The sequence below is a fragment of the Pseudomonas sp. SWRI77 genome, from assembly GCF_014269105.1.
In the GTDB taxonomy this organism is placed as follows: Bacteria; Pseudomonadota; Gammaproteobacteria; order Pseudomonadales; family Pseudomonadaceae; genus Aquipseudomonas; species Aquipseudomonas capeferrum.
Window position 1 is genome coordinate 153942 of record NZ_JABWRV010000006.1, and the last position, 23790, is coordinate 177731.

The 23790-nt window shown below is 60.8% G+C and carries 23 protein-coding genes and 1 pseudogene; 11 read left to right on the forward strand and 13 right to left on the reverse strand.

The features are described 5' to 3' along the window. Positions 1-54 precede the first annotated feature (54 nt). Positions 55-1494, reverse strand: coding sequence for a cardiolipin synthase (gene cls, locus HU766_RS08795; RefSeq protein WP_186655529.1), 1440 nt, complete (start codon positions 1492-1494; stop codon positions 55-57). 131 nt (positions 1495-1625) lie between these two features. Between cls and HU766_RS08800 the strand changes: the two genes are divergently transcribed. Further along, positions 1626-2153 carry a DUF3617 domain-containing protein gene (locus HU766_RS08800; protein ID WP_033702418.1) on the forward strand — a complete coding sequence of 176 codons (528 nt, stop codon included), beginning with the start codon at positions 1626-1628 and terminating at the stop codon, positions 2151-2153. Here HU766_RS08800 and folE2 read toward each other — a convergent pair. Continuing rightward, complete coding sequence (gene folE2 / locus HU766_RS08805) at positions 2137-3042, reverse strand: GTP cyclohydrolase FolE2 (RefSeq protein ID WP_186655531.1); 906 nt, start codon at positions 3040-3042, stop codon at positions 2137-2139. The genes HU766_RS08800 and folE2 overlap by 17 nt on opposite strands. 24 nt (positions 3043-3066) lie before the next feature. Further along, on the reverse strand, positions 3067-3447 hold the full coding sequence (locus tag HU766_RS08810; protein WP_047582508.1) for a hypothetical protein: 381 nt from the start codon (positions 3445-3447) through the stop codon (positions 3067-3069). Between the two features lie 115 nt (positions 3448-3562). Here HU766_RS08810 and zigA point away from each other — a divergent pair, with 115 nt between their 5' ends. Genes zigA through HU766_RS08825 form a run of 3 tightly spaced genes read left to right on the forward strand, consistent with a single transcriptional unit; the run spans position 3563 to position 6406 of the window. Then, on the forward strand, positions 3563-4771 hold the full coding sequence (gene zigA, locus HU766_RS08815; protein ID WP_186655533.1) for a zinc metallochaperone GTPase ZigA: 1209 nt from the start codon (positions 3563-3565) through the stop codon (positions 4769-4771). Continuing rightward, positions 4768-5394 carry a DUF1826 domain-containing protein gene (locus HU766_RS08820; RefSeq protein ID WP_186655535.1) on the forward strand — a complete coding sequence of 209 codons (627 nt, stop codon included), beginning with the start codon at positions 4768-4770 and terminating at the stop codon, positions 5392-5394. The genes zigA and HU766_RS08820 overlap by 4 nt, the downstream gene beginning before the upstream one ends. Before the next feature lie 40 nt (positions 5395-5434). After that, positions 5435-6406 carry a CobW family GTP-binding protein gene (locus tag HU766_RS08825; protein ID WP_186655537.1) on the forward strand — a complete coding sequence of 324 codons (972 nt, stop codon included), beginning with the start codon at positions 5435-5437 and terminating at the stop codon, positions 6404-6406. Here the strand turns inward: HU766_RS08825 and HU766_RS08830 are convergent, their stop codons facing one another. Further along, positions 6407-6799, reverse strand: coding sequence for a DUF3301 domain-containing protein (locus HU766_RS08830; protein WP_095063947.1), 393 nt, complete (start codon positions 6797-6799; stop codon positions 6407-6409). Between the two features lie 120 nt (positions 6800-6919). On the opposite strand from HU766_RS08830, the gene pdxY reads away from it, so the two are divergent. Further along, entirely contained in the window at positions 6920-7792 is an 873-nt protein-coding gene (pdxY, locus tag HU766_RS08835; protein WP_186655539.1) for a pyridoxal kinase PdxY, read from the forward strand. Here pdxY and HU766_RS08840 read toward each other — a convergent pair. Further along, positions 7789-8274, reverse strand: coding sequence for an acyl-CoA thioesterase (locus tag HU766_RS08840; protein ID WP_186655542.1), 486 nt, complete (start codon positions 8272-8274; stop codon positions 7789-7791). The genes pdxY and HU766_RS08840 overlap by 4 nt on opposite strands. Before the next feature lie 321 nt (positions 8275-8595). Between HU766_RS08840 and HU766_RS08845 the strand changes: the two genes are divergently transcribed. Continuing rightward, positions 8596-10356: a cation:proton antiporter gene (locus HU766_RS08845; RefSeq protein ID WP_033702409.1), complete on the forward strand. Its 1761-nt coding sequence runs from the start codon at positions 8596-8598 to the stop codon at positions 10354-10356. 101 nt (positions 10357-10457) lie between these two features. Here HU766_RS08845 and HU766_RS08850 read toward each other — a convergent pair whose 3' ends face one another. The 5 genes from HU766_RS08850 to zwf all read right to left on the reverse strand — a co-directional run bounded on the left by HU766_RS08850 (position 10458) and on the right by zwf (position 16123). Then, complete coding sequence (locus HU766_RS08850; protein WP_033702408.1) at positions 10458-10865, reverse strand: SMI1/KNR4 family protein; 408 nt, start codon at positions 10863-10865, stop codon at positions 10458-10460. A 114-nt stretch (positions 10866-10979) separates the two neighbouring features. After that, entirely contained in the window at positions 10980-11834 is an 855-nt protein-coding gene (locus HU766_RS08855; RefSeq protein WP_186655552.1) for a TIM44-like domain-containing protein, read from the reverse strand. Positions 11835-11983: 149 nt separating this feature from the next. Beyond that, complete coding sequence (uvrD, locus tag HU766_RS08860) at positions 11984-14167, reverse strand: DNA helicase II (RefSeq protein WP_186655556.1); 2184 nt, start codon at positions 14165-14167, stop codon at positions 11984-11986. Between the two features lie 107 nt (positions 14168-14274). Beyond that, entirely contained in the window at positions 14275-14592 is a 318-nt protein-coding gene (locus tag HU766_RS08865; protein ID WP_186655559.1) for a hypothetical protein, read from the reverse strand. A gap of 88 nt (positions 14593-14680) precedes the next feature. Further along, a complete protein-coding gene (gene zwf / locus HU766_RS08870) occupies positions 14681-16123 on the reverse strand; it encodes a glucose-6-phosphate dehydrogenase (RefSeq protein WP_033702404.1) in 1443 nt (480 codons plus the stop codon). A gap of 103 nt (positions 16124-16226) precedes the next feature. Here zwf and hexR point away from each other — a divergent pair, with 103 nt between their 5' ends. Together hexR and HU766_RS26160 are read left to right on the forward strand one after the other, a co-directional pair. Then, positions 16227-17093, forward strand: coding sequence for a transcriptional regulator HexR (gene hexR, locus HU766_RS08875; RefSeq protein ID WP_027592102.1), 867 nt, complete (start codon positions 16227-16229; stop codon positions 17091-17093). 132 nt (positions 17094-17225) lie between these two features. After that, on the forward strand, positions 17226-17444 hold the full coding sequence (locus HU766_RS26160; protein ID WP_077068708.1) for a hypothetical protein: 219 nt from the start codon (positions 17226-17228) through the stop codon (positions 17442-17444). Here the strand turns inward: HU766_RS26160 and HU766_RS08880 are convergent. Further along, positions 17386-18348 carry a LysR family transcriptional regulator gene (locus HU766_RS08880; RefSeq protein WP_033702403.1) on the reverse strand — a complete coding sequence of 321 codons (963 nt, stop codon included), beginning with the start codon at positions 18346-18348 and terminating at the stop codon, positions 17386-17388. The genes HU766_RS26160 and HU766_RS08880 overlap by 59 nt on opposite strands. 189 nt (positions 18349-18537) lie before the next feature. Here HU766_RS08880 and HU766_RS08885 point away from each other — a divergent pair, with 189 nt between their 5' ends. The 3 genes and pseudogenes from HU766_RS08885 to HU766_RS26165 all read left to right on the forward strand — a co-directional run. Next, complete coding sequence (locus HU766_RS08885) at positions 18538-19953, forward strand: acetyl-CoA carboxylase biotin carboxylase subunit (protein ID WP_033702402.1); 1416 nt, start codon at positions 18538-18540, stop codon at positions 19951-19953. 97 nt (positions 19954-20050) lie between these two features. Continuing rightward, positions 20051-21859, forward strand: a complete 1809-nt coding sequence (gene oadA / locus HU766_RS08890; protein ID WP_033702401.1) for a sodium-extruding oxaloacetate decarboxylase subunit alpha — start codon at positions 20051-20053, stop codon at positions 21857-21859. Positions 21860-21999: 140 nt separating this feature from the next. Further along, positions 22000-22101: pseudogene (locus HU766_RS26165) on the forward strand (transcriptional regulator); the annotation flags it as partial. Between the two features lie 3 nt (positions 22102-22104). Here HU766_RS26165 and HU766_RS08895 read toward each other — a convergent pair. Continuing rightward, positions 22105-22926 carry an amino acid ABC transporter permease gene (locus HU766_RS08895; RefSeq protein WP_186655562.1) on the reverse strand — a complete coding sequence of 274 codons (822 nt, stop codon included), beginning with the start codon at positions 22924-22926 and terminating at the stop codon, positions 22105-22107. Further along, positions 22923-23744 carry an ABC transporter substrate-binding protein gene (locus HU766_RS08900; RefSeq protein WP_047582518.1) on the reverse strand — a complete coding sequence of 274 codons (822 nt, stop codon included), beginning with the start codon at positions 23742-23744 and terminating at the stop codon, positions 22923-22925. The genes HU766_RS08895 and HU766_RS08900 overlap by 4 nt, the downstream gene beginning before the upstream one ends. Positions 23745-23790 lie beyond the last annotated feature (46 nt).

The window sequence follows — 23790 nt, forward strand, 5'->3', positions numbered from 1 at the left end:
CGTTCGACCACACATACCAGGGGCCGCTATGCGGCCCCGGGTTATTAGTGCCTGTTAAAGAATCGGCGAGATCAACCGAGCAATCCGCATCCCAAGTTGTTGCAGGCGATGGGTATCCAGGCTGTCCTCTGCAGTGATCTCCCGAGCCTGCTCGAAGTCGTTGGCCAACATGGTTTGCACCTGATCGGCAAATGCACGGTCCACCGTCAGCAAGGTGATCTCGAAGTTCAGGCGGAACGAACGGTTGTCCAGGTTGGCACTGCCGATCGCGCTCACATCGTCATCCACCAGCACCACCTTCTGATGCAGAAAGCCTGGCTGGTAGCGGAACATGCGCACACCGGCGCGTACCGCTTCGAAGGCAAACAGGCTGGAGGCGGCATAGACGATCCGGTGGTCGGGCCGTGACGGAATCAGGATGCGAACATCCACCCCCCGCAGCACCGCCAAGCGCAAGGCGGCGAACACTGCCTCATCGGGGATGAAGTAGGGGCTGGTGATCCACACCCGACGCGTAGCCGAATGGATCGCTTCAAGGAAGAACAGCGAGCAGGTTTCCTGCGGGTCCGCTGGCCCGCTGGCAAGCGCCTGGCACAACACGCCGTTCTCCGGGTAGGTGTCGGGCAGGATCAACGGTGGCAGTTGGCGGGTTGCCCAGTACCAGTCCTCGGCGAACGACTCCTGCAAGCAGGCCAGCACGGGCCCACCGATTTGCACGTGGGTATCTCGCCAAGGCGACAGTTGCGGATGCGCACCCAGGTACTCATCACCCACATTGTGCCCGCCAATGAAACCGACCAGGCCATCCACCACCACGATCTTGCGGTGGTTACGGAAGTTCACCTGAAAGCGGTTGAACCAGCCACGGCGCGTGGCGAAGGCATGAATCTCCACACCACCCGCTCGCAGCACCTGGCTATAGCTTGCCGGCAAAGCATGGCTACCGACCCGGTCGAAGAGGACGAACACTTTCACCCCTTCGGCCGCTTTGCGCAGCAGTAACTGCTGTAGCGCTTTGCCTAGGGTGTCGTCGTGAATGATGAAAAACTGTACCAGCACCACTTCGCGGGCTTGATTGATTGCGGCGAAGATGGCATCGAACGTCGCTTCACCATCGATCAACAGCTTTACCTGGTTGTTCGCTAGGCAGGGCATGCGTCCGAGCTTTGGCATGGCACGCAACGCAGCATAGCTTTCGGACTCGCGGGCGGTGAGCGCCTCTTCTACCCACGGGCGCCAGTTGAGGTTGGCCATGGCCACGTGCATTTCCTGGTTGGCTTGGCGCCGTGCCTTGATGTAGGCATAGAAAGAGCGAGCGCCGAAGATCAGGTAGGGGATCAAGGTCAGGTAGGGAATGAAGACCAGTGGCATGGCCCAGGCAATCGCACCTTGGGCGGTACGCACGGTGAACACTGCATGCAGTGCGGCGATGATGCCCAACAGGTGAATCAGGCCGAGCACATAACCGAAGAAGTAGGGGCTGTGGTAATCCATATGCATCCTGCTTGCCGAGTACACTGTGGGTAACAGAACACGTTCCCGGTCCGGCTTGCAACCTGCAGGTGGATTTGGCGTCTAAGGCTCAGCCCGGCCCGTTGGCCGGTTTATTCCAGGAGCGTTTGCCCATGAAGATTCGTCTGCCACTGTTGGCGTTGGCCCTTGGCCTGAGCAGCCCGTTGGTGCATGCACAGATGTTGCAGCCCGGCTTGTGGGAGCTGACCACCAGCAACATGCAGGTCGATGGCAAGCCGTTACCCGACATGGCGTTCATGCTCGGCCAATTGAAGAACCTGCCGCCGGAGCAGCGCGCCATGATGGAGGGCGTGTTGGCCAAGCAAGGGGTGACAGTGGGGGGTAATGGGGTGCGCTCGTGCCTGACGCCAGAGCAGGTGGCAACCAATGATATTCCGCTGCAAGACCCTAAGTCGGGCTGCACGCAGCAGATTACCGACCGCACCGGCAACGTATGGAAGTTCCAGTTCAGTTGCCCCAAGGCCCAGGGCACTGGCCAGGCTACCTTTCTGAGTGACAGAGAGTTCACCACCCAGGTCAGCGGTACGTTCAATGCGTCTGGTGTGCAGCAGCAAGGCAGCATGAACACCCGTGCGGTCTGGCTGGGCAATGACTGCGGGGCGGTCAAACCGCGTAGCTGATTTGCCACTGCCATTGGCTGGTGGCGACTGCGTCGTGGGCATGCAGGCTCTCTGCATGTTCCACGCGCAGTTTGAAGGCAGTGGCCCATTTCAATTGTCGTAACGACTGGTGCAACCGTCGTGCGGCGTCTTCGCAGAACATCAAGTTCTGTCCGTTGGCCAACGCGAACGCTTGTTCATCTGCGCGCTTGACCGCAGTTTGCACGGCAGTTCCCAGGCTGGCCTCCACACGGTTGATCAACTCGGTCACCGGCAGCTCCAGCACATTGCTTTTCAAGCGCACGTGAATTTGCGCGCTACTGCGCTGACTATGGGGCGTCGCCACGATGCCCTGGCTGCTACCAAGCCACGCCATCACCCTGTCCTTATCCACCTGCTGCTCGGCAAAATCCGCCTGGAATTGTTGTTGAATCAGCTGCCTGGCAAGCGCAGCCGAACAAGGGCATGTGGATGAGTAGGGCACGGAAACAAATAGTTCCACGTGGAACATCTCACTTTCGATGCGTGCATCGAGAGTTACTGGATAGCTTTTCCAGCCTGCCAACGGGCTGACCAAGGCCGGCCGTTTAAGCAGGTGGTCGAAGGACAGGCGTAGGTAGGCCGCTGATGAGAGCCCTTCATGGCTGTTCAGAAAATCAGCCAATAGCTGACGAATAACCAGCTCGGTGAGTGGCTGACCTTCCAGTGATTCAAGGGCCAGGTAAAGGCGCGACATGTGGATGCCGCGTGAGCTGCCGTCCACCAGGCTGACACCTGCGTCGACCTTGGCTGCGGCGATACGGCCCTCGAATTGCACCGGCAAGTCAATGCCACACATGCCCACCCAGTCCAGCGGTAAGGCGTGCTGCTGGGCTTGGCTGGCGATATCGGGAAGCTTGAGCTGGGTCATGGGTAATTCCAAATGAAAAGGCGATCAGCGGCAACCGCCAAGCAAGCTGCAGTGCAGGTTGAAGCGCTGCCCGCTGGAGCTGGAAACACGGTTCAAGGTGGTCCATCCGATGCGGCGGCTATAGCCCACCCACGCTTCGCCATCGCTTGCCAGGCCCGTGTAAAAGGTCAACGTGCCGTAGCGGCTGTTGGTCTGTGCCCACAAACGGCGGCTTTCGTAGTCGTAGCCACGTAGATAAAACGTGCTGCCTTCGGTGCGTACGCTGTAGTAACTGCCCTTGCCGTCCTGGCAGGCCAACAGGGTTGCGCTGCGGGTGCACAGCGCCAACGGGTTGCCCTGTGGCATGGCCGACAGTACCGATGGCACAACCAGCAATAGCAATAACACCGCACGCGACGGCTTCATATTTCATCTCCGGGGAGCATTCATCCGACGAGAACAGCTTGGCGAAATTGTATTGTTACTTTATAACATTATGCAATGCATCGTTTCGAATGCCTTCGCCTGAAGAGGTTTCGCCATGTCCAACCGTCTCCCCGTTACCGTTCTGTCCGGCTTCCTTGGTGCCGGCAAGAGCACCCTGCTGAACCATGTGCTGCGTAACCGCGACAACCTGCGAGTCGCGGTGATCGTCAACGACATGAGTGAAATCAACATCGATGCCAGCGAGGTTCAGCGTAACGTCAGCCTCAACCGTGCTGAAGAAAAGCTGGTGGAGATGAGCAATGGGTGCATCTGCTGCACGCTGCGTGAAGACCTGCTTGAGGAGGTTGCGCGGTTGGCTGAGGAGGGGCGCTTCGATTACCTGTTGATCGAGTCCACCGGGATCTCGGAGCCGTTGCCGGTGGCCGAGACGTTTACCTTTCGCGACGAGCAAGGCCGTAGCCTCTCCGACATGGCGCGCCTCGATACGATGGTCACCGTGGTCGATGGCCTGAACTTTCTTCGCGACTATCAGGCGGCAGACAGCCTGGCCAGCCATGGCGAAACCCTGGGTGAGGACGATGAGCGTTCGATCAGCGACCTGCTGATCGAACAGGTCGAGTTCGCCGATGTGCTGCTGTTGAGCAAGATCGACCTGATCGGCCAGCACGAACGGGAAGAGCTGATCGCCATTCTGCGCAGCCTCAACGCCAGGGCGCAGATCGTGCCCATGGTCATGGGCGAGGTACCGCTGGCGCGTATCCTCGACACCGGCCTGTTCGACTTCGACCAAGCCGCGCAGGCGCCCGGCTGGTTGCAGGAGTTGCGTGGCGAGCACGTTCCGGAAACCGAAGAATACGGCATCGCCGCCAGCACATGGCAGGCTCGGCGTCCGCTTCATCCACAGCGCTTTTTCGACTTTATCCACACCCCTTGGGCCAACGGTAGGCTGCTGCGCTCGAAAGGTTTTTTCTGGTTGGCCAGCAAGTATCAAGAGGCCGGCAGCTGGTCGCAGGCAGGTGGCATGATGCGCCATGGCATGGCTGGCCGCTGGTGGCGATTCGTGCCGCGTGAACAGTGGCCACAGGATGTGGATAACACGGCGGCAATACTGAAAAACTGGGCCGTCGAGAGCGGTGACTGCCGCCAGGAGCTGGTGTTCATCGGGCAGAATATTGACTTCGAAAAGTTATCCACAGAGCTGCAATCATGCCTGTTGACGGATGAAGAAATGGGCCTGGGGCCGATGGGCTGGCTGCGCTTGCCAGATCCGTTCGGTCCTTGGCACGAGGAGGCGGCAGCATGATCGTCGCACACAAGCCTGTGGATATCTTTCAGGTGTCGGGTGACTCGCCGCAAGTACTGACCGAAGTTCTGCAGGACAATGTGAACCTGGCGGTATGGCGTCGGCGCATGCCGGCTCAACTGGAGGATTTCGCCCAGCTGGTCGTCAGCCTTGGTCAACCCCTGGCTGACCAGCGGGTAATCGATGTGGACGAACAGCAGGCACCGGCGTTACCGGGCTTGTTGCATGAAACCGCAGACTTGCAGGGTTATGAGAGCTTTGTCGCCGACGTGGCCTGGCTGGTGGCCGCCTATACCTGCCTGCTCGGCGCACGACGGTTGGGCTTGCGCCTGCGCGTGCTGGATGCACCGATGTGCCCGCGCTTTCATGTGGACCACGTGCCGCTGCGCTTGCTCACAAGCTACGCGGGGGCGGGCAGTGAATGGCTGCAGGAAGGTGCGATAGGCCGGCGTGAACTGCACCAGGCAATGCCTGCTGTGGATAACATTCAACGGCTGCAGGCGGGCGATGTGGCCGTTCTCAAAGGCGAAAAATGGCAAGGCAATGAGGGCGCCGGGCTGGTGCATCGCTCGCCATCCGGGCACCAACGGCGCTTGCTGCTGAGCCTTGACTGGTTGGCGTGACGGCGCATAGTGAGGCCTACCTCCAGCCCGAAGTCATGCCATGTTGCAGAACATTCCTACCCACGTGATTGCCGGCCCACTGGGCGCCGGCAAGACCACATTGATCCGCCATTTGCTGGCGCAGCGCCCGCCTGACGAACGTTGGGCCGTGTTGATCAACGAATTTGGGCTGGTGGGGCTCGACGCTGCGCTACTCAGCCGCGATGAAGACGGCATTGCCATCGGCGAGGTCGCAGGGGGCTGCCTGTGCTGTGTCAACGGCATGCCGTTTCAGGTTGGCTTGGGCCGGTTGCTGCGCAAGTCTCGGCCTGATCGGCTGTTCATCGAGCCTTCCGGCCTCGGCCATCCCTTGCAGTTACTCACCCAACTCAAGCAGGCCCCTTGGGCAGGAGTGCTGACAATCCAGCCACTTTTGATGGTTGTGGACGCACAGAAAATGGCACGGGGCGAGGCCCTGCCTGAGGCTCAACTGCAGGCTTTTGATGCTGCCAAGGCTGTGGTTTTCAACAAGTCAGAGGCTGTGGATGAATGCCATAGGTTGTTGATAACTAAGAAGTTTAATGAAAAAGATATACTGTGGGCCAGCCACGGAAACCTACCACTTGCGGTGCTTCCCGTTTCATCCACAGGGGCTATTTCCATTGAATATGTGGATAACAGGATTGTCGACAATCTTGGAAATACCCCCGCAGCCCTATGGAATAGGCCCGATGAGCCTATCTGCCTGGTGCAACAAGGTGAGGGGGGCTGGAGTATTGGCTGGCGCTGGCATCCGAGTCGGCAGTTTTATCCACAGCGGATTCGGGCGTTTTTACACGGCTGGCCATGGCTCCGCGCCAAGGGAGTTATCCACACTGCGCACGGCTGGCAATCATTCAATGGGCTTGAGGGCGTGCTGCCGGACTGGCAGCCGAGCGACTGGCGCAGGGATACGCGCATCGAGCTGATTTTTGCTCAAGCTCAACCGCAGCCGGCTCTGCAGGCCGGTTTGAGGGAATGCCTTGGCGTCTGATCAGTTGCGCCAGCGGTTATGCTCTTGGCGCCACTGCTGCATCTCGATGACATTGTCGGTGCGTGGCGGCGTCTTGATCTCGAACGGGTAGGGCGCCAGTTCGATCTGCACGCTGTGGGCACCGAACTGGGTCACCGTGCCTGGGTGGCGTTGCTCGCCGGTGACGGTGAACTCGAAGGCGTAGATCCGCGCCAGGCGCTTCTTGCCGTTGGCATCACGAACAAAGCCGATGCGCTTGAGGGCGACGGCATCGTCCAGCAGTTCGAGGTCGAGCTTGGCGCAATGCTGCTTGACCCGCTCCAGGGCTTTTTCGCGCAGCCCATGGTTATGCCACAACCAGGCGCCTGCCGTGGCTACCAGCATCAGGACGAAGACATTCTCCAGGGTCAACATTTGCATATGCTCCAAACAGGTCGAACCAGCTTAACTGCGTCCCTGGCCTGTCGTACAGGTGGCAATCGAGTTCATACTGCGCTGCGCACAATCCTTGAAACAGCTTTGGAAATCTCCCGCATGAAACGTACCCCGCACCTGCTCGCCATCCAGTCCCACGTGGTGTTCGGCCACGCCGGCAACAGCGCCGCGGTGTTTCCCATGCAGCGTATCGGGGTCAATGTCTGGCCGCTCAATACCGTGCAGTTCTCCAATCATACTCAGTATGGCCAGTGGGCTGGCGAAGTGCTTGCTCCCGCGCAAATTCCTGCGTTGGTGGAAGGTATTTCCAACATCGGCGAACTGGGCCACTGCGATGCGGTGCTGTCTGGCTACCTGGGCAGTGCTGAACAAGGGCGGGCGATCCTGGCTGGCGTCGAGCGCATCAAGGCGGTGAACCCCAAGGCGTTGTACCTGTGTGACCCGGTCATGGGCCACCCTGAGAAAGGCTGCATCGTGCCGCACGAGGTCAGCGAGTTTCTGCTGGAGGAGGCGGCCGCCAAGGCGGACATCCTTTGCCCTAACCAGTTGGAGCTGGACAGCTTCTGTGGCCGCCGCGCACAGTCGCTGGAAGATTGCGTGCAGATGGCGCGCAGCCTGCTCGCGCGTGGGCCGCAGGTCGTCGTGGTCAAGCACCTGGCCTACCCGGGGCGCGCCGAAGACCAGTTCGAGATGCTGCTGGTGACGGCCGAGCAAAGCTGGCACCTGCGTCGCCCGCTGCTGGCATTTCCGCGTCAACCGGTGGGGGTGGGCGACCTGACTTCGGGCCTGTTTCTGGCCCGTGTGTTGCTCGGGGACAACTGGCTGCAGGCGTTCGAGTACGCTGGTGCTGCGGTACATGAAGTACTGCTCGAAACCCAGGCCAGCGCCACCTACGAGTTGCAGCTGGTGCGGGCCCAGGATCGCATCGCCCACCCGCGCGTACGCTTCGAGGCGCAGCGCCTGGCGTACTAGTTGGCGTCGGTTTTCAGGTCCTGGTAGCGCTTTTCCAGCTCTTGGCGGATCTGCCGGCGTTGCTGGCCCTGCAGGAACCGGCGCTTTTCCTCGCTGCTGTGCGGCTGGCGCGGCGGCACCGCTACCGGGCGGCGGTTGTCGTCGACCGCCACCATGGTGAAGAAGCAGCTGTTGGAGTGACGCACGGAGCGTTCGCGAATGTTCTCGGTCACCACCTTGATGCCCACCTCCATCGAGGTGTTGCCGGTGTAGTTGACCGACGCAAGGAATGTCACCAGTTCGCCGACGTGCACGGGTTCGCGGAAAATCACCTGGTCGACCGACAAGGTCACCACGTAGCTGCCGGCATAACGGCTGGCGCAGGCATAGGCCACTTCATCCAGGTATTTGAGCAGGGTGCCGCCGTGCACGTTGCCGGAGAAGTTGGCCATGTCCGGGGTCATCAGGACGGTCATGCTCAGCTGGGCGTTTCCAGGTTCCATAGTGTGCTCACGGTGTGGTTGCGCTGAATCGGGGCGGGTATCTGCTGACACTTCTGTTTCCCCTCTTTGAGTTTGCCTTCCTGGTACGGGACGTTGGCTGACGCTCCGTCGTCACGCTGATCACGCCATCGGCAGCGCTTAACCTGCCGATCTGTTTCTACATATTGCACCGACGTTGAGCGGCGGGGTGCGATGTTAACCTGAGTACGCCCATGCAACATGGGCTTTCCTGCATTCAATACAGTATGTACTTGCTGCTCGCTCGGTTTGCCTTGGCAGAGGAGCGGTCTGCCCGGGCATCGAGAAAAGGAGTATCGCGCCATGCATGCCATCAGCTTCATCCAGGACCTGGCAGTGATCATGCTGGTAGCCGGGGTGGTCACGATTATTTTCCACCGGCTCAAGCAGCCCGTGGTGCTGGGCTACATCGTCGCCGGCTTCATCATCGGCCCGCACACGCCGCCATTTGGCCTGATCCACGACGAAGACACCATCAAGACCCTGGCCGAGCTGGGGGTGATCTTCCTGATGTTCTGCCTGGGCCTTGAGTTCAGCCTGCGCAAGCTGTTCAAGGTCGGTGCCACGGCGTTTATCGCGGCGTTCCTGGAAATCGTGCTGATGATCTGGATCGGTTTCGAGATCGGTCGCTGGTTTGGTTGGAACACCATGGACGCGTTGTTCCTCGGCGCCATCCTGGCCATCTCCTCGACGACCATCATCGTCAAGGCACTCAACGACCTGAAGATGAAGAACGAGCGCTTCGCCCAGCTGATTTTCGGCGTGCTGATCGTCGAGGACATTCTGGGTATCGGCATCATCGCCTTGCTGTCGGGCATCGCCGTCAGCGGCACGGTCAGCTCTGGCGAGGTGTTTTCCACGGTCGGCAAACTGTCGCTGTTCATGATCGTCGCGCTGGTCATCGGCATTTTGCTGGTGCCGCGTTTGCTGGCATATGTGGCGAAATTCGAAAGCAACGAGATGTTGCTTATCACCGTGTTGGGCCTGTGTTTCGGTTTCTGTTTGCTGGTGGTGAAGCTGGAATACAGCATGGTCCTTGGTGCCTTCCTGATTGGCGCGATCATGGCCGAATCGCGCCAACTGCTGAAGATCGAACGGCTGATCGAACCGGTACGCGATCTGTTCAGCGCCATCTTCTTTGTCGCCATCGGCCTGATGATCGACCCTCAAGTACTGATCGACTACGCCTGGCCGATCGTGGTCATCACCGTGGCGGTGGTGCTGGGCAAGATGTTGTCCTGTGGCATGGGAGCGTTTATCGCCGGTAATGACGGCCGCACTTCGCTGCGGGTTGGCATGGGGCTTTCCCAGATTGGCGAGTTCTCTTTCATCATCGCTGCGCTGGGCATGACGCTGCAGGTAACCAGCGATTTCCTCTACCCGGTGGCCGTGGCGGTTTCGGCAATCACCACGCTGCTGACGCCTTACCTGATCCGTGCGGCCGACCCGCTCTCGCTGAAACTTGGCAAGGTGGTGCCCAGCCGTCTGGCGCGTGTGCTGTCGCTGTATGGCGAGTGGTTGCGCAACATCCAGCCGCAGGGCGAGGGTGCCGTGCTTGCGGCGATGATCCGGCGCATCCTGTTGCAGGTTGGCGTCAACCTGGCGCTGGTGATCGCCATCTTCTTCAGCGGGGGCTACTTTGCCGGGCGCATTGGCAATTGGCTCAGCGAGTGGGTCGCCGATGTCAGCCAGCAAAAGGCGATGATCTGGGGCGCGGCGTTGCTGCTGTCGCTGCCCTTCCTGATTGCGGCGTATCGCAAGCTCAAGGCGCTGTCGATGCTGCTGGCGGAAATGGGCGTTAAGCCTGAAATGGCGGGGCGCCATACCCAGCGAGTGCGGCGGGTGATCGCCGAGGTGATCCCGCTGCTGTCGTTGCTGGTGATCTTCTTGCTGCTGTCGGCGCTATCGGCCAGCATCCTGCCCACCAGTGAACTGCTGCTGGTGATTGCGGTAGTGGCGGCGGTGGTGGTGGCGTTGCTGTGGCGTTGGTTCATCCGCGTGCATACCCGCATGCAGATTGCCTTGCTGGAGACGCTGGAGAACAGCCGCGAGAATACGCATTGAGGCAGCAAGGCTCACTGCGCAAGATTTCACCGTCGTCCGAGGGGATGGAGCGGTAGCGATGTCGCCAGGCGTAGAAGGCCTGGCGACTTGTAGGCGCGCGATCAGCTTTCCAGCCACACGTCCCGCGCCCAGTGCCACACCGATTCCCAGCTGTCTTCACCCACGATCTCGTCTTCGGCATCCCACAGCACTACCGTGCCGTCTTCCTCGACGCAGTAATAGTTATCACCGTCCTGGCAAATCGGGATCAGGTCGCGTGGCACGCCAGCATCCCAGGCATTGGATGCAACGTCCGGCAGGTAGGTATGCGATTGCGGGTCGGTGATCGTGACCGGTTCGAGCGAGCCGTAGACCACATCACTGACGGTCAGCAGGAACTCCTTGAACACAAAGGGAATGTTGATGAACAGCTGTTCTTCGACTTCCACCAGCTGATCTTCATCGGGAAGCTCCAAGGGCACCGGTACCGGCTCATTGGCTTCACGGAGTTGTTCGATCACTTCTTCCACGGTTCACTTCCTCTGACCTTGATGATAACGCTGCGCGTTATACCCTAGTAGGCCGCTGTGGCAAAAGCAAAAACCCCGGGACAGAGCCCGGGGTTTTTGTACAACGCGTGTCGGTTAACCGTTTTGACGGATACCGGCGACCAGCCAAGGCTGGTTCTCGCCCTGGGCGCGAACCATGTGCCAGCTTTCGCTGAACACTTCGCCCTGGTCGAAGCGCGAGGTCTTCGACACGCCACGGAAGGTCAGGGTGGCGTCGGTACGGTCGGCGCGATCATCGACACCATCCAGCTGTACTTCGAGGTTGTCGATGTAGGTAGCCTGGAAGCCATCACCCAACTCGGCGCGCTCGCGCTTGAGGAACTCGAGCATCTGCGGCGTGACGAACTCGGCGATCTTGTCCATCTCGTTGGCATCCCAGTGCTGCTGCAGCGACTGGAAGTGGCTTTGCGCGGCGGCCAGGAAGCTCTGCTCATTGAACCAGGCCGGCGCTTTGATCACCGGAGCGGCTGCGGCAGCAGGTGCGGCCGAACCACCGAAGACCGACGGCTGGGCAGGCTGGCCGTGAGCTTCACGCTGGAACGGCGCATGGCCAGGTGAGGCCATTTGCGGCTGCTGCTGGCGGCGACGCGCGGCAATGAAGCGGAACACCAGAAACGCGATCAGGCCCATGATCAGGAAGTCCATGATCTGCATGCCTTGGAAGCCGTCCCCCATGAACATGGAGGCCAGCAGGCCACCGGCGGCGAGGCCGGCCAGTGGGCCCAGCCAGCGCGAAGCACCGCTGGCGGCGGCCGGCGCACGGCCAGGTGCGGTCGGCGCGGCGGCAGGCGTGGTTGGCGTGGCCTGGCGGGTCTGGTGAATAGGCGCGGAGCCCGAGCTCTTGCCGCCGCCGAAACGCTTGGCGCTGGCGTCCAGGCTCAGCGTCAAGCCGACGCAGAGCGCCAGAGCGATGCTAAGAAAACGTTGCATAAGTGGGATATCCCCTGTTGTGGATTGCACGCGCGTCATGGTGCACAGGTTCCCGGGCACATGACCAGCGACATAATGTTTCGAGCTTTTGCCTGAATGTTACAAGCGTGCCTGTAACCGCCTGTACGCGGGGCTGCCCGCGTACAGCCTCAGATGGCCTCCAGCTTGGCATACCCCAGCATCAGCCACTTGCTGCCTTCGGCAAAGTTCACCTGTACCCGTGCCTGGGCGCCAGAGCCCTCGAAGTTGAGTATCACCCCCTCGCCAAACACCGCATGTTGCACGCGCTGGCCGAGGTTGAAGGCGGTCTGCGGAATATTGGCATTGGCGAACAGGTTGCTGGTGGCGACCTTTGCGCCGCCGAACGGGCGGCTGACACTGTTGGACAAGCGCACTTCCTGAACCAGACCTGGCGGAATCTCGCGTACGAAACGCGACACTTTATTGTAGGTCTCGCTGCCATACAGGCGACGTGTTTCGGCATAGGTCATGACCAGCTGGCGCATGGCACGGGTAATGCCCACATAGGCCAGGCGGCGTTCCTCTTCCAGGCGGCCAGGCTCTTCCAGGCTCATCTTGTGCGGGAACAGCCCTTCTTCCATGCCCACCAGGAACACATAGGGGAATTCCAGGCCTTTGGCGCTGTGCAAGGTCATCAGCTGGATGCTGTCTTCATGTTCATCGGCCTGGGCGTCGCCCGCTTCGAGCGAGGCGTGGCCGAGGAAGGCCGAGAGCGGCGAGAGGTCGGCGTCTTCGTCGCCGGCCTCGAAGTTGCGCGCTGCGCTGACCAGTTCCTCAAGGTTTTCCACCCGTGCCTGGCCCTTTTCACCCTTTTCTTCCTGGTGATAGATGATCAGGCCGGACTGTTCGATGGTGGTCTGGGTCATGGTATGCAGCGGCATGTCCACGACCTTGGCGGCCAACCCCTCGATCAGTTCTATGAAGGCACCCAACGCACTGGCAGCACGGCCCTTGAGGGCCTTGGCGGCGAGCAGCTGGCACATGGCTTCCCACATCGACAGCTGGCTGTGGCGGGCGTGATCGCGAATGGCTTCGACGGTTTTTTCGCCGATACCGCGCGGCGGCACGTTGATTACCCGCTCCAGCGCCGCATCGTTGCCACGGCCTTCGAGCAGGCGCAGGTAGGCCATGGCGTTCTTGATTTCGGCACGTTCGAAGAAGCGCTGGCCGCCATAGATGCGGTAGGGGATGCGTTCGCGCAACAGGGCTTCTTCCAGCACCCGCGACTGGGCGTTGGAACGATACAGAATAGCGATTTCGTTGCGCGCATTGCCTTGCTTGACCAGGCTCTCGATGGTTTCTACCACATAGCGCGCTTCATCGTGTTCGTTGTAGGCCGCGTACAGGGTCAGCGGCTCGCCTTCGCCCATGTCGGTCCACAGTTCTTTGCCCAGGCGCCCGCTGTTGTTGGCGATCAGGGCGTTGGCCGCCTTGAGGATGCCGCCGGTGGAGCGGTAGTTCTGCTCCAGGCGGATCATTTCGGCGTCTGGGAAGTCGGCCGTGTACTGGTGGATGTTCTCGATCTTGGCGCCGCGCCAGCCATAGATCGACTGGTCATCGTCGCCCACCGCCATCAGGCTCTGGCCGCCGCGCGCGAGCAGGCGCAACCAGGCGTACTGCACGGCGTTGGTGTCCTGGAACTCATCCACCAGCACATGGCTGAAGCGGCGCTGATAGTGCTCCAGCAGCCCGGGGTGATCGCGCCACAGGTCGAGGGCGCGCAGCAGCAGTTCGGAGAAGTCGATGACCCCAGCGCGTTCGCAGGCCTGTTCGTAGGCGGTATAGACATCGCGCATGGTCGACAGGAACAGGTCACCGCCGGCCTGGATATGCTGAGGGCGCAAGCCTTCGTCTTTCTGGCCGTTGATGAACCATTGAGCCTGGCGTGCCGGCCACTTTTGTTCATCCAGGCCGAGCTCGCGCATCACCCGCTTGACCAGGCGCTGCTGGTCGTCGCTGTCGAGAATCTGGAAGTTCTGCACCAGCCGGGCTTCCTGCCAGTGAGCCCGCAACAAGCGATGGGCCAGGCCGTGGAACGTGCCCACCCACATGCCGGCCGGGTTTATCCCCAGCAACTGCTCGATGCGCTGGCGCATTTCTGCCGCAGCCTTGTTGGTGAAGGTCACCGACAAGATCGAATGCGGCGAGGCCTGCTCGACCTGGATCAGCCAGGCGATGCGGTGCACCAGCACGCGGGTTTTACCGGAACCGGCGCCGGCAAGCACCAGTTGACGCCCAAGCGAGGCGGCTACGGCCTGGCGTTGGGCGTCATTGAGGGAGTTCAGCAGGAGGGAGAGGTCGTCTGTGCGCATCCGGCCATTCTAGGGGCAGGCTGGTTACGGGGCAAACGCCTACTGTATGAATTTCCACCTTTACGTGCTGTCGCTCATCCGGATTGGCCTACAGCACCCTGCCAGACTCAGTTGATTGCTACCCGGTGGCCGATCTCGACCATTTGCGAACCTTCGGCGTGAATGATCTCCAGCCGCTTCCACGAAGTCCCGCCTTCGCGCCTGAAGAATACCGGCTTCTGGGTCAGGACCTGCGGGTTGATGCCCCCCTTGTCCTCCAGTTTCAGCTGAAGCACTTCCCAGCCACCTTTGTGGCGAATCTTGGGCGCCACCAGAACGGGTTCGATGCCTGGGTGAGCAACGGTCACCGTTCCCTGAACTTCGAAGCAGACCGGTTCGCCTGGCACTTCGCTGTTGTACGCATAGAGGTTTTCGATTTTGCTCATGATGGATCCCTTTGCAGTTTGAGGTGTGCGCCAGCAGGCGCAGCGCTACTGTCTCTGCTCCAAAGGGGTAATGGGATCGGGCAGGCTTTCAGCCATGCCAATGGCTGCCGTGCCTGGCCAGCAGGCTGTTGGCCTGCTCCGGCCCGTTACTACCGGCGGCGTAATGGCGCGGGGCCTGAAAGTGCTCTTCCCAGCCTTTGATGATCGGGTCTATCCAGGCCCAGGCCGCTTCGACTTCATCGCGGCGCATGAACAGCGTCGAATCACCTTCCAGCACGTCCAGCAGCAGGCGCTCATAGGCTTCCCAGCGGCGGGTCTGGCCGAATACCTGGGCCAGGTTCAGGTCCAGGTCGACCGGCTCCAGGCGCATGCCCTTGCCCGGGCTCTTGGTCATCATGCGCAGGCTGATGCGCTCTTGCGGCTGTAGCTGAATCAGCAGCTGGTTGACCTGGCCGCCGTTGAACAGCTCATGCGGCACGGGCTTGAACTGAATGACGATCTGCGACGAGCGGCGCGCCATGCGCTTGCCGGTGCGCAGGTAGAACGGCACCCCGGCCCAGCGCCAGTTATCGACGTGAGCGTGCACGGCCACGAAGGTTTCGGTGTCGCTGTCGTTGTCCACGTCCTTCTCGAAATAGTAAGCGGGTACTTCCTGGCCACCGATGTGCCCGGCACCGTACTGCCCGCGCACGGTCTTGTCCTGCACGTCCTGGCCGCAGATCGGCTTGAGCGCACGCAGAATCTTCACTTTCTCGTCGCGCACGGCCTCGGCCTCGAACTGCGCCGGCGGCTCCATGGCCACCAGGCACAGCAACTGCAGCAGGTGGTTCTGCAGCATGTCGCGGGTCGCGCCGGCGCGGTCGTAGTAGCCGCCGCGGTTCTCAACACCCAGGGTTTCGCAGACGCTGATCTGTACGTGGTCGACCTGGCTGTTACGCCATACTGGCTCCAGCAGGGCGTTGGCGAAGCGCAGGGCCATCAGGTTCTGCACCGTCTCCTTGCCCAGGTAGTGGTCGATACGGAACACCTGGGCTTCTTCGAACACCGCTCCGATCGCCTCGTTGATGGCTGTGGCGGACGCCAGTGAATGGCCGATCGGCTTTTCCAGCACGATACGGGCTTCGGGGTCGGCCAGGCCGGCGATGCGCAGGTGGTTGGCGATGGGCACGAACAGGTTGGGGGCGGTGGCCAGGTAGAAGATGCGGGTCAGCCCGCCGGGCTCGCCGAGGTAGCGAGCCAGCCGGCCGAAATCGGCACTCTGCGAGGCGTCCATCGGGAAGTAGTCGAGCCGGGCGGAGAACCGTTGCCAGACCTCTTCGTCGAAGTCGTTGCGCGCGATCTGCGCCCGGCAGTGGCGCTCGGCGAGCTTCAGGTAGTCGTTACGTGGCAGGTTGCGCCGCGCCAGGGCGATGATCCGCACCGCGTTGTTCAGACGAGCCTCGCGAAACAGGTGATAGAGCGCCGGGAGCAATTTGTGCAAGGCCAGATCGCCGGTGCCACCGAAGACCAGAATGTCGCAAGGAATAGTCAAACCACCACTCTCCACGTTCGTTTAACTGGGCGGGTTGGCGCCCATGTAGTATAACTACAAGAAAGCTACATCCCGGCCAGCCGATCATAACCGAGTCCAGCCCGTGAATCTGTTGCAACATATCGCCCAATCGCGCCACCTGCTGCGCAAATCGGAACTGAAAGTAGCCGACCACGTGCTGCTAGACCCGGCTGCCGTCATGCACAGCTCGATGGCCGACCTGGCGCACAACGTGGGTATCAGTGAACCGACCATCGTACGTTTCTGCCGGGCGATTGGCTGTTCAGGCTTTCAGGACCTCAAGCTGAAACTCGCGCAAAGCCTGGCCGCCGGGGCCAGCTTTGGGCAGTTCGCGATCCATGAAGACGACTCGGTAGCCGATTACAGCCTGAAGATCTTCGACACTACCTTGCATACGCTGATGGAGGTGCGCGAGCACCTCGACCCACAAGCGCTGCAGCAGGCCGTGAGCGCCATGGCCCAGGCGCAGCGGGTAGAGTTTTATGGCTTTGGCGCATCGGGCGCGGTGGCTGCCGATGCCCAGCACAAGTTCTTCCGCCTGCTGCTCAGCGCGGCGGCCTATTCCGACCCGCACATGCAGGCCATGTCGGCGGTCACCTTGAAGCCGGGCGACGTGGCGGTGTGCATCTCCCAGTCGGGCCGTTCCAAAGACCTGCTGATTACCGCCAACCTGGTGCGTGAGAGTGGCGCCAACCTGATTACCCTGTGCCCGAGCGCCACCCCCTTGGCCGAGCTTTCGACCGTCAACCTGGCCATCGATGTGCATGAAGACACCGAAATCTATACGCCGCTGACCTCGCGTATCGCCCACCTGGTGGTGATCGATGTGCTGGCCATGGGTGTTGCCATGGCGCGTGGACCGAGCCTGGTCAACCACCTCAAGAGCGTGAAGCGCAGCTTGCGCAGCCTGCGCCTATCGCCCAAGTCGATCAAAGCCACCGACGATTGACTTGCGGCGTCTGCGCGGGCCTCATCGCCTGCGCAGGCAGGCAAAATTCACCATTTTGTAACCGCCCTGGCGCAAAACCGTAAACTCCCGAAGCCAGTCTGAAACTCCCGCATCCTAACTGGGAGACAGGCAATGGCTCGTGACTTCGACGGTACGTACCAACCCAACGCCAAGGCTCGCAAGCAGCAGGAAAAGGATCAGCGCCGGATGGAGTATCGCCGCGCTATCGAAAGCTACTGCGACCAGCGTCAATTGCTCCGTGACTTGGTTGACTACCCTGAGCTGCAAGCGCTCACGGTGTGGCAGACTTCGGCAGCATCTTCCCCGAAAAACGCTCAACAATCGCGCTGATCAGCACCCGTTCGCTGCGGATGAACGCCAAGAATGCCAGGGCCACCGGCGACTGCCGCTTGGCCTTGGCCTGTACCACGCACCAACTGCGGTACAGCGGCAGTTCCTCCACCGGCAACTCTTTGAGCACGCCCGCAGCCAGCTCCATGTTCAAGGCATGGCGGGTGAGCAGGGCAATGCCCAAGCCGGCGATCACGCATTCGCGCTGGGCATCTGCCGATGCCACTTCGAGGGTCTGGGTGAAGTGCACGCGTTTGTCCTTGAAGTATTCCTCACAAGCCTTGCGCGTACCCGAACCTTGTTCGCGGACCAGCAGCGTATGAGGCTCAAGGTCTTGCAGGCGCAGGTGGTCGAGCTTGCACAGCGGATGATCCGGCGGGGCCACGGCGACGATCGGATTGTTCAGAAACGGCAGGAATTCCAGCCCCATGTCCTGCGGCACCATCGACATGATGATCAAATCGTCACGGTTGTCCGAAAGGCGCCGGATCGCCTGGGCGCGGTTGACCACCGTGAGTGTCAGGTTGACCTCCGGGTGGCGCTGCTTGAAGGCGGCGAACAGGTGTGGCACGAAGTACTTGGCACTGGACTCGATCGCCAGTTTCAACTGCCCTTGCAGTGAGCCCTGCATGTCCGACAGCTGCATGTCGAGGCTTTCCAGGCGGCCAAAGATATCCCGGCTGGCACGTTGCAGGGCTTCGGCTGCCTCGGTCAGGTAAAGCTTCTTGCCGACGTACTCGAACAGCGGCTGGCCGATAAGCTCTTCGAGCTGGCGAATCTGTAGACTAACGGCGGGTTGCGTGAGCGCCATTTCCTCGGCCGCACGGCTGTAGGAGCGTAAATCGCACACCTCATTGAAGATCTGCAATTGACGCAAAGTCATACGCATCAAGGACTTACGCATTTTTGTCGCGGCTCCGGCAAAACCTTGTTACGGCACTATAAGCTTTTGCTAATACTGACCCTAACAAATATTGATTTTTGTTTATCGACCTACAGCGCTAGGGTGAATGTGCGACTGGCCAGCAACGTCTGGTCACGCGCCGACCGGTAGAACCGGCTCGACTGTTCCTACGGCTTTGGGAAGACTCCAGTGATAAAAAAAATCCTGATCGCCAACCGAGGTGAAATCGCAGTCCGCATCGTGCGTGCCTGCGCCGAGATGGGCATACGCTCGGTAGCGATCTATTCCGACGCCGACCGTCATGCGCTGCACGTCAAGCGCGCTGACGAGGCCCACAGCATCGGAGCCGAGCCACTGGCCGGTTACCTGAACCCGCGCAAGCTGGTGAACCTCGCTGTCGAAACCGGTTGTGATGCCCTGCACCCAGGTTACGGTTTCTTGTCGGAAAACGCTGAACTGGCAGAGATCTGCGCCGAGCGCGGGATCAAGTTCATCGGCCCGGCTGCCGAAGTCATTCGCCGCATGGGCGACAAGACCGAAGCGCGCCGCGCCATGATCAAGGCCGGCGTACCGGTGACACCGGGCACCGAAGGCAACGTTGCCGATATCCATGAAGCCCTGAGCGAAGGTGACCGCATCGGCTATCCGGTGATGCTCAAGGCCACTTCCGGCGGTGGTGGCCGCGGCATTCGCCGTTGCAACAGCCGTGAAGAACTGGAACAGAACTTCCCCCGCGTGATCTCCGAGGCCACCAAGGCTTTTGGCTCTGCGGAAGTGTTTCTGGAAAAGTGCATCGTCAACCCCAAGCACATCGAGGCGCAGATCCTGGGTGACAGCTTCGGCAGCGTGGTGCACCTGTTCGAGCGCGATTGCTCGATCCAGCGCCGCAACCAGAAGCTCATCGAGATTGCCCCGAGCCCTCAGCTGACTCCCGAGCAGCGCGCCTACATCGGCGACCTCGCGGTGCGTGCAGCCAAGGCCGTGAATTACGAAAACGCCGGTACCGTGGAGTTCTTGCTCGCCGATGGCGAGGTGTACTTCATGGAGATGAACACCCGGGTGCAGGTGGAGCACACCATCACCGAAGAAATCACCGGCCTGGACATCGTTCGCGAGCAGATCCGCATCGCTTCGGGCCTGCCGCTGTCGGTCAAGCAGGAAGACATCCAGCACCGCGGCTACGCGCTGCAGTTCCGTATCAACGCTGAAGACCCGAAGAACAACTTCCTGCCCAGCTTCGGCAAGATCACCCGCTATTACGCACCCGGCGGTCCAGGCGTGCGCACCGACACGGCGATCTACACCGGCTATACCATTCCGCCCTTCTATGACTCCATGTGCCTGAAGCTGGTGGTCTGGGCGTTGACCTGGGAAGAAGCCATGGACCGCGGCCTGCGGGCCCTGGACGACATGCGCGTGCAGGGGGTGAAGACCACTGCTGCGTATTACCAGGAAATCCTGCGCAACCCGGAATTCCGTAGCGGCCAGTTCAACACCAGCTTCGTCGAAAGCCACCCTGAACTGACCAACTACTCGATCAAGCGCAAACCCGAAGAGCTGGCCCTGGCCATCGCCGCCGCCATCGCCGCCCACGCAGGCCTATGAATGCAGCTGCAAGCTGTAAGCGGCAAGCTACAAGTAAAAGCAGACCAGCTTTTCTTGGCGCTTGTAGCTTGAAGCTTGCCGCTATGAGGAGATAACAATGTCCAAGAAAATTCACGTAACCGACACGATCCTGCGCGACGCCCACCAGTCCCTGCTGGCCACCCGCATGCGTACCGAAGACATGCTGCCGATCTGCGACAAGCTCGACAAGGTCGGCTACTGGTCGCTGGAAGTCTGGGGTGGCGCCACCTTCGATGCCTGCGTGCGCTTCCTCAAGGAAGACCCGTGGGAGCGCCTGCGCAAACTGCGCGCCGCACTGCCCAACACCCGCTTGCAAATGCTGTTGCGCGGCCAGAACCTGCTGGGCTACCGCCACTACAGCGATGACGTGGTCAAGGCCTTTGTCGCCAAGGCTGCGGTAAACGGCATCGACGTCTTCCGTGTTTTCGACGCGATGAACGATGTGCGTAACCTGCGCGTGGCCATTGAAGCGGTCAAGGCCGCCGGCAAGCACGCCCAGGGCACCATCGCCTACACCACCAGCCCGGTGCACACCATCGAAGCCTTCGTTAACCAGGCCAAGCAGATGGAAGCCATGGGTTGCGACTCGGTGGCGATCAAGGACATGGCCGGCCTGCTGACCCCGTATGCCACGGGCGAGCTGGTCAAGGCGCTGAAAGCCGAGCAGTCGCTGCCGGTGTTCATCCACTCCCACGACACCGCTGGCCTGGCTGCCATGTGCCAGCTCAAGGCCGTGGAAAACGGCGCTGATCATATCGATACGGCAATCTCCAGCTTCGCCTGGGGCACCAGCCACCCGGGCACCGAGTCGATGGTCGCCGCGCTCAAGGGCAGCGAGTTCGACACCGGCCTGGACCTGGAACTGCTGCAGGAAATCGGCCTGTACTTCTACGCCGTGCGCAAGAAGTACCACCAGTTCGAAAGCGAATTCACAGCGGTGGATACCCGAGTACAGGTCAACCAGGTACCGGGCGGCATGATTTCCAACCTGGCCAACCAGCTCAAGGAGCAGGGCGCCCTCAACCGCATGAACGAAGTGCTGGCGGAAATCCCGCGCGTGCGTGAAGACCTCGGCTTCCCACCGCTGGTAACCCCGACCTCGCAGATCGTCGGCACCCAGGCGTTCTTCAACGTGTTGGCCGGCGAGCGCTACAAGACCATCACCAACGAGGTGAAGCTGTACCTGCAAGGCGGTTATGGCAAGGCCCCAGGCGTGGTCAACGAACAACTGCGCCGCCAGGCGATCGGCAGCGAAGAAGTAATCGACGTGCGCCCGGCCGACCTGCTCAAGCCAGAAATGACCAAGCTGCGTGGCGACATCGGCGCCTTGGCCCGCTGCGAAGAAGACGTGTTGACCTTCGCCATGTTCCCGGACATCGGGCGCAAGTTCCTTGAGGAACGCGAAGCCGGCACCCTGACCCCGGAAGCCCTCTTGCCGATCCCTGAAGCCGGGGCCATCGCCGCACCCGGCGGCGAAGGCGTACCGACCGAGTTCGTCATCGACGTGCACGGCGAAACCTATCGCGTCGACATCACCGGTGTGGGCGTCAAGGCAGAGGGCAAGCGTCACTTCTACCTGTCGATTGACGGCATGCCGGAAGAAGTGGTGTTCGAGCCGCTCAACGAGTTCGTCGGCGGTGGCGGCAGCAAGCGCAAGCAAGCCACCGACCCAGGCCACGTCAGCACCACCATGCCAGGCAACATCGTCGATGTACTGGTCAAGGAAGGTGACATGGTCAAGGCCGGCCAGGCCGTGCTGATCACCGAAGCCATGAAGATGGAGACCGAAGTGCAGGCGGCCATCGCCGGCAAGGTCGTGGCCATCCACGTGGCCAAGGGCGACCGCGTGACGCCGGGCGAGATCCTGATCGAGATCGAAGGTTGATGGAAACCTTCGTTTAACTAGCGGTTTACCTCTGGGGAGCGGATGCTCCCCTTTTTTATGCATTAGATTGCATATTATTGAAGATAATTGTCAAAAATGTGCATTTTAATGCATATTTTTAGCGTTCAGAACGACTGAACGAACGGGGCGAGGGGAACCCTACCCTCAAATCAATGAATGCGGTACTTCGCCCGTTCGGCTTGCAGATAGGTGTGGTCAGGCGCCAGCGTCAGATCACCTGACCCTCACTGCTGATAGCCCTTGCCAAAGTGCCTTTCCAGCTTGGCCTGCACCAGCTCCAGCAGAATCGACAGCACCCAGTAGATCACCGCTGCAGTCGTCAGCATCTCCAGGTAGCGGTAGCTGGAGCGGCCGTAGGACTGGGCCAGGAACATCACTTCCCACACGCCCATCACCGAAATCAGCGATGAATCCTTGAGCATTGAAATGAACTGGTTCGCGCTCGGCGGGATGATGGTGCGCATGGCCTGGGGCAGGGTGACGTGCCAGAAGATCTGCGCAGGGTGAAGGCCCAGGGCCATTGCTGCCTGACGTTGCCCAGGCGCCACACCGAGGATGCCGGCGCGGAAAATTTCGCTGAGGTAGGCGCCATAGTTCAGCGACAGGGCAATGATGCCGGCGCTGATGGCCCCAGGGACCACGCCCAGCTGCGGCAGGCCCAGGTAGATCAGCAGGATCTGGATCAGCAGTGGCGTGCCACGGAAAAACGACGTGTAGAAGCTGGCGATGCCCAACAGCACCGCGCTGCTCGACAGCCGTGCCAGCGCGGCGGCGAAGCCCAGTGCCACGGAAACCACTATCGAGCACAGGCACAGGAACAGGGTCAGTGCCGCGCCTTGCAAAAAGCCATTCGGCCCCAGCTTGAACCCCGCCAGATACGGGAATTTTTCGACAATGATCGAAAACTTCAAGTCAAAGCTGAGGAAGAACGCGGCAAACAGCACAAACAACCCGACCCAGGTCAGGTACAGGCGTGTGCGAAAGCCGAACAGTTGTGTGCCCGACGCTTTGACGGCGGGACGCGGGGCAGGTTGTTGAGCACTCATTTACTGATATCGGCGCCGATCCATTTCTGTGACAGCTTGGCCAAGGTGCCGTCGGCCTTCAGCTCGGCGAATACCTGACGCAGCTTGGCATCCCACTCGGGGTCGCCTTTTTCAATCGCCACCGAATTGGGTTCTTCGTACAGCGGCGCACCGGCCAATTTGAAGCGCTTGTCCTGATCCAGGCGCGGCTGGGCGGTGACCAGGTTGGTCAGGATGGCATCCAGGCGCACACCTGCGCCCAGGCCCAGGTCCTGGAAGGCGACGTTGTCAGTGTCATAAGGGGCGATCTGCACCATCTCGAAGGGATAGTCGATCTTCTTGTCCTCATCACCCTCGATGACCAGGTTCTTGTTCAAGTAGCTCTCGTAGCTGGAGGCGCTGGTCAGGCCGACCTTCAGGCCGTCCAGGTCTTTGGCCGAATGGATGCGTTCGTCCTTGGCGTTGACCACGATCACCGCAGGCGAGGCGTAGTACTCCACCGGGAAATCAAACACCTCGGCGCGCGCCTTGCTTGGGGTCATGGAGCACACACAAAGGTCATAACGTCCGCTCCAGCGCCCTGCAGCAATCACATCCCAGGAGGGTGTTTCCAGGCGCAGCTTGACGCCCAGCTTGTCGGCGACGGCCTTGGCCACATCCACGTCGAAACCATCCAGCTGGTTCTGATCGTTCAGAAACGAGAACGGCGGATAGCTTTCCATCAGCACGTTGACCATTTCCTTGCGCGCTTGCACTCGGTCCAGCGTGGCACCGGCGAAGGCCTGAGTGGTGGCACACAGGGCGATGAGGCCGGTGCCGAGCAAGGGAAGCAAGCGCATGGAGATACCTGAAAAAGTTGTTGGACAATCCGTTTCGGGTATTTAA

Coding starts and splice junctions, on each gene's coding strand:
- HU766_RS08855 (WP_186655552.1), bottom strand. CDS start 11,834: ATGCAACGTTTTCTTAGCATCGCTCTGGCGCTCTGCGTCGGCTTGACG.
- HU766_RS08895 (WP_186655562.1), bottom strand. CDS start 22,926: ATGAGTGCTCAACAACCTGCCCCGCGTCCCGCCGTCAAAGCGTCGGGC.
- zigA (WP_186655533.1), top strand. CDS start 3,563: ATGTCCAACCGTCTCCCCGTTACCGTTCTGTCCGGCTTCCTTGGTGCC.
- HU766_RS08825 (WP_186655537.1), top strand. CDS start 5,435: ATGTTGCAGAACATTCCTACCCACGTGATTGCCGGCCCACTGGGCGCC.
- HU766_RS26160 (WP_077068708.1), top strand. CDS start 17,226: ATGGCTCGTGACTTCGACGGTACGTACCAACCCAACGCCAAGGCTCGC.
- HU766_RS08900 (WP_047582518.1), bottom strand. CDS start 23,744: ATGCGCTTGCTTCCCTTGCTCGGCACCGGCCTCATCGCCCTGTGTGCC.
- HU766_RS08865 (WP_186655559.1), bottom strand. CDS start 14,592: ATGAGCAAAATCGAAAACCTCTATGCGTACAACAGCGAAGTGCCAGGC.
- HU766_RS08830 (WP_095063947.1), bottom strand. CDS start 6,799: ATGTTGACCCTGGAGAATGTCTTCGTCCTGATGCTGGTAGCCACGGCA.
- oadA (WP_033702401.1), top strand. CDS start 20,051: ATGTCCAAGAAAATTCACGTAACCGACACGATCCTGCGCGACGCCCAC.
- HU766_RS08810 (WP_047582508.1), bottom strand. CDS start 3,447: ATGAAGCCGTCGCGTGCGGTGTTATTGCTATTGCTGGTTGTGCCATCG.
- HU766_RS08800 (WP_033702418.1), top strand. CDS start 1,626: ATGAAGATTCGTCTGCCACTGTTGGCGTTGGCCCTTGGCCTGAGCAGC.
- HU766_RS08880 (WP_033702403.1), bottom strand. CDS start 18,348: ATGCGTAAGTCCTTGATGCGTATGACTTTGCGTCAATTGCAGATCTTC.
- uvrD (WP_186655556.1), bottom strand. CDS start 14,167: ATGCGCACAGACGACCTCTCCCTCCTGCTGAACTCCCTCAATGACGCC.
- cls (WP_186655529.1), bottom strand. CDS start 1,494: ATGGATTACCACAGCCCCTACTTCTTCGGTTATGTGCTCGGCCTGATT.
- folE2 (WP_186655531.1), bottom strand. CDS start 3,042: ATGACCCAGCTCAAGCTTCCCGATATCGCCAGCCAAGCCCAGCAGCAC.
- HU766_RS08840 (WP_186655542.1), bottom strand. CDS start 8,274: ATGGAACCTGGAAACGCCCAGCTGAGCATGACCGTCCTGATGACCCCG.
- HU766_RS08845 (WP_033702409.1), top strand. CDS start 8,596: ATGCATGCCATCAGCTTCATCCAGGACCTGGCAGTGATCATGCTGGTA.
- HU766_RS08820 (WP_186655535.1), top strand. CDS start 4,768: ATGATCGTCGCACACAAGCCTGTGGATATCTTTCAGGTGTCGGGTGAC.
- pdxY (WP_186655539.1), top strand. CDS start 6,920: ATGAAACGTACCCCGCACCTGCTCGCCATCCAGTCCCACGTGGTGTTC.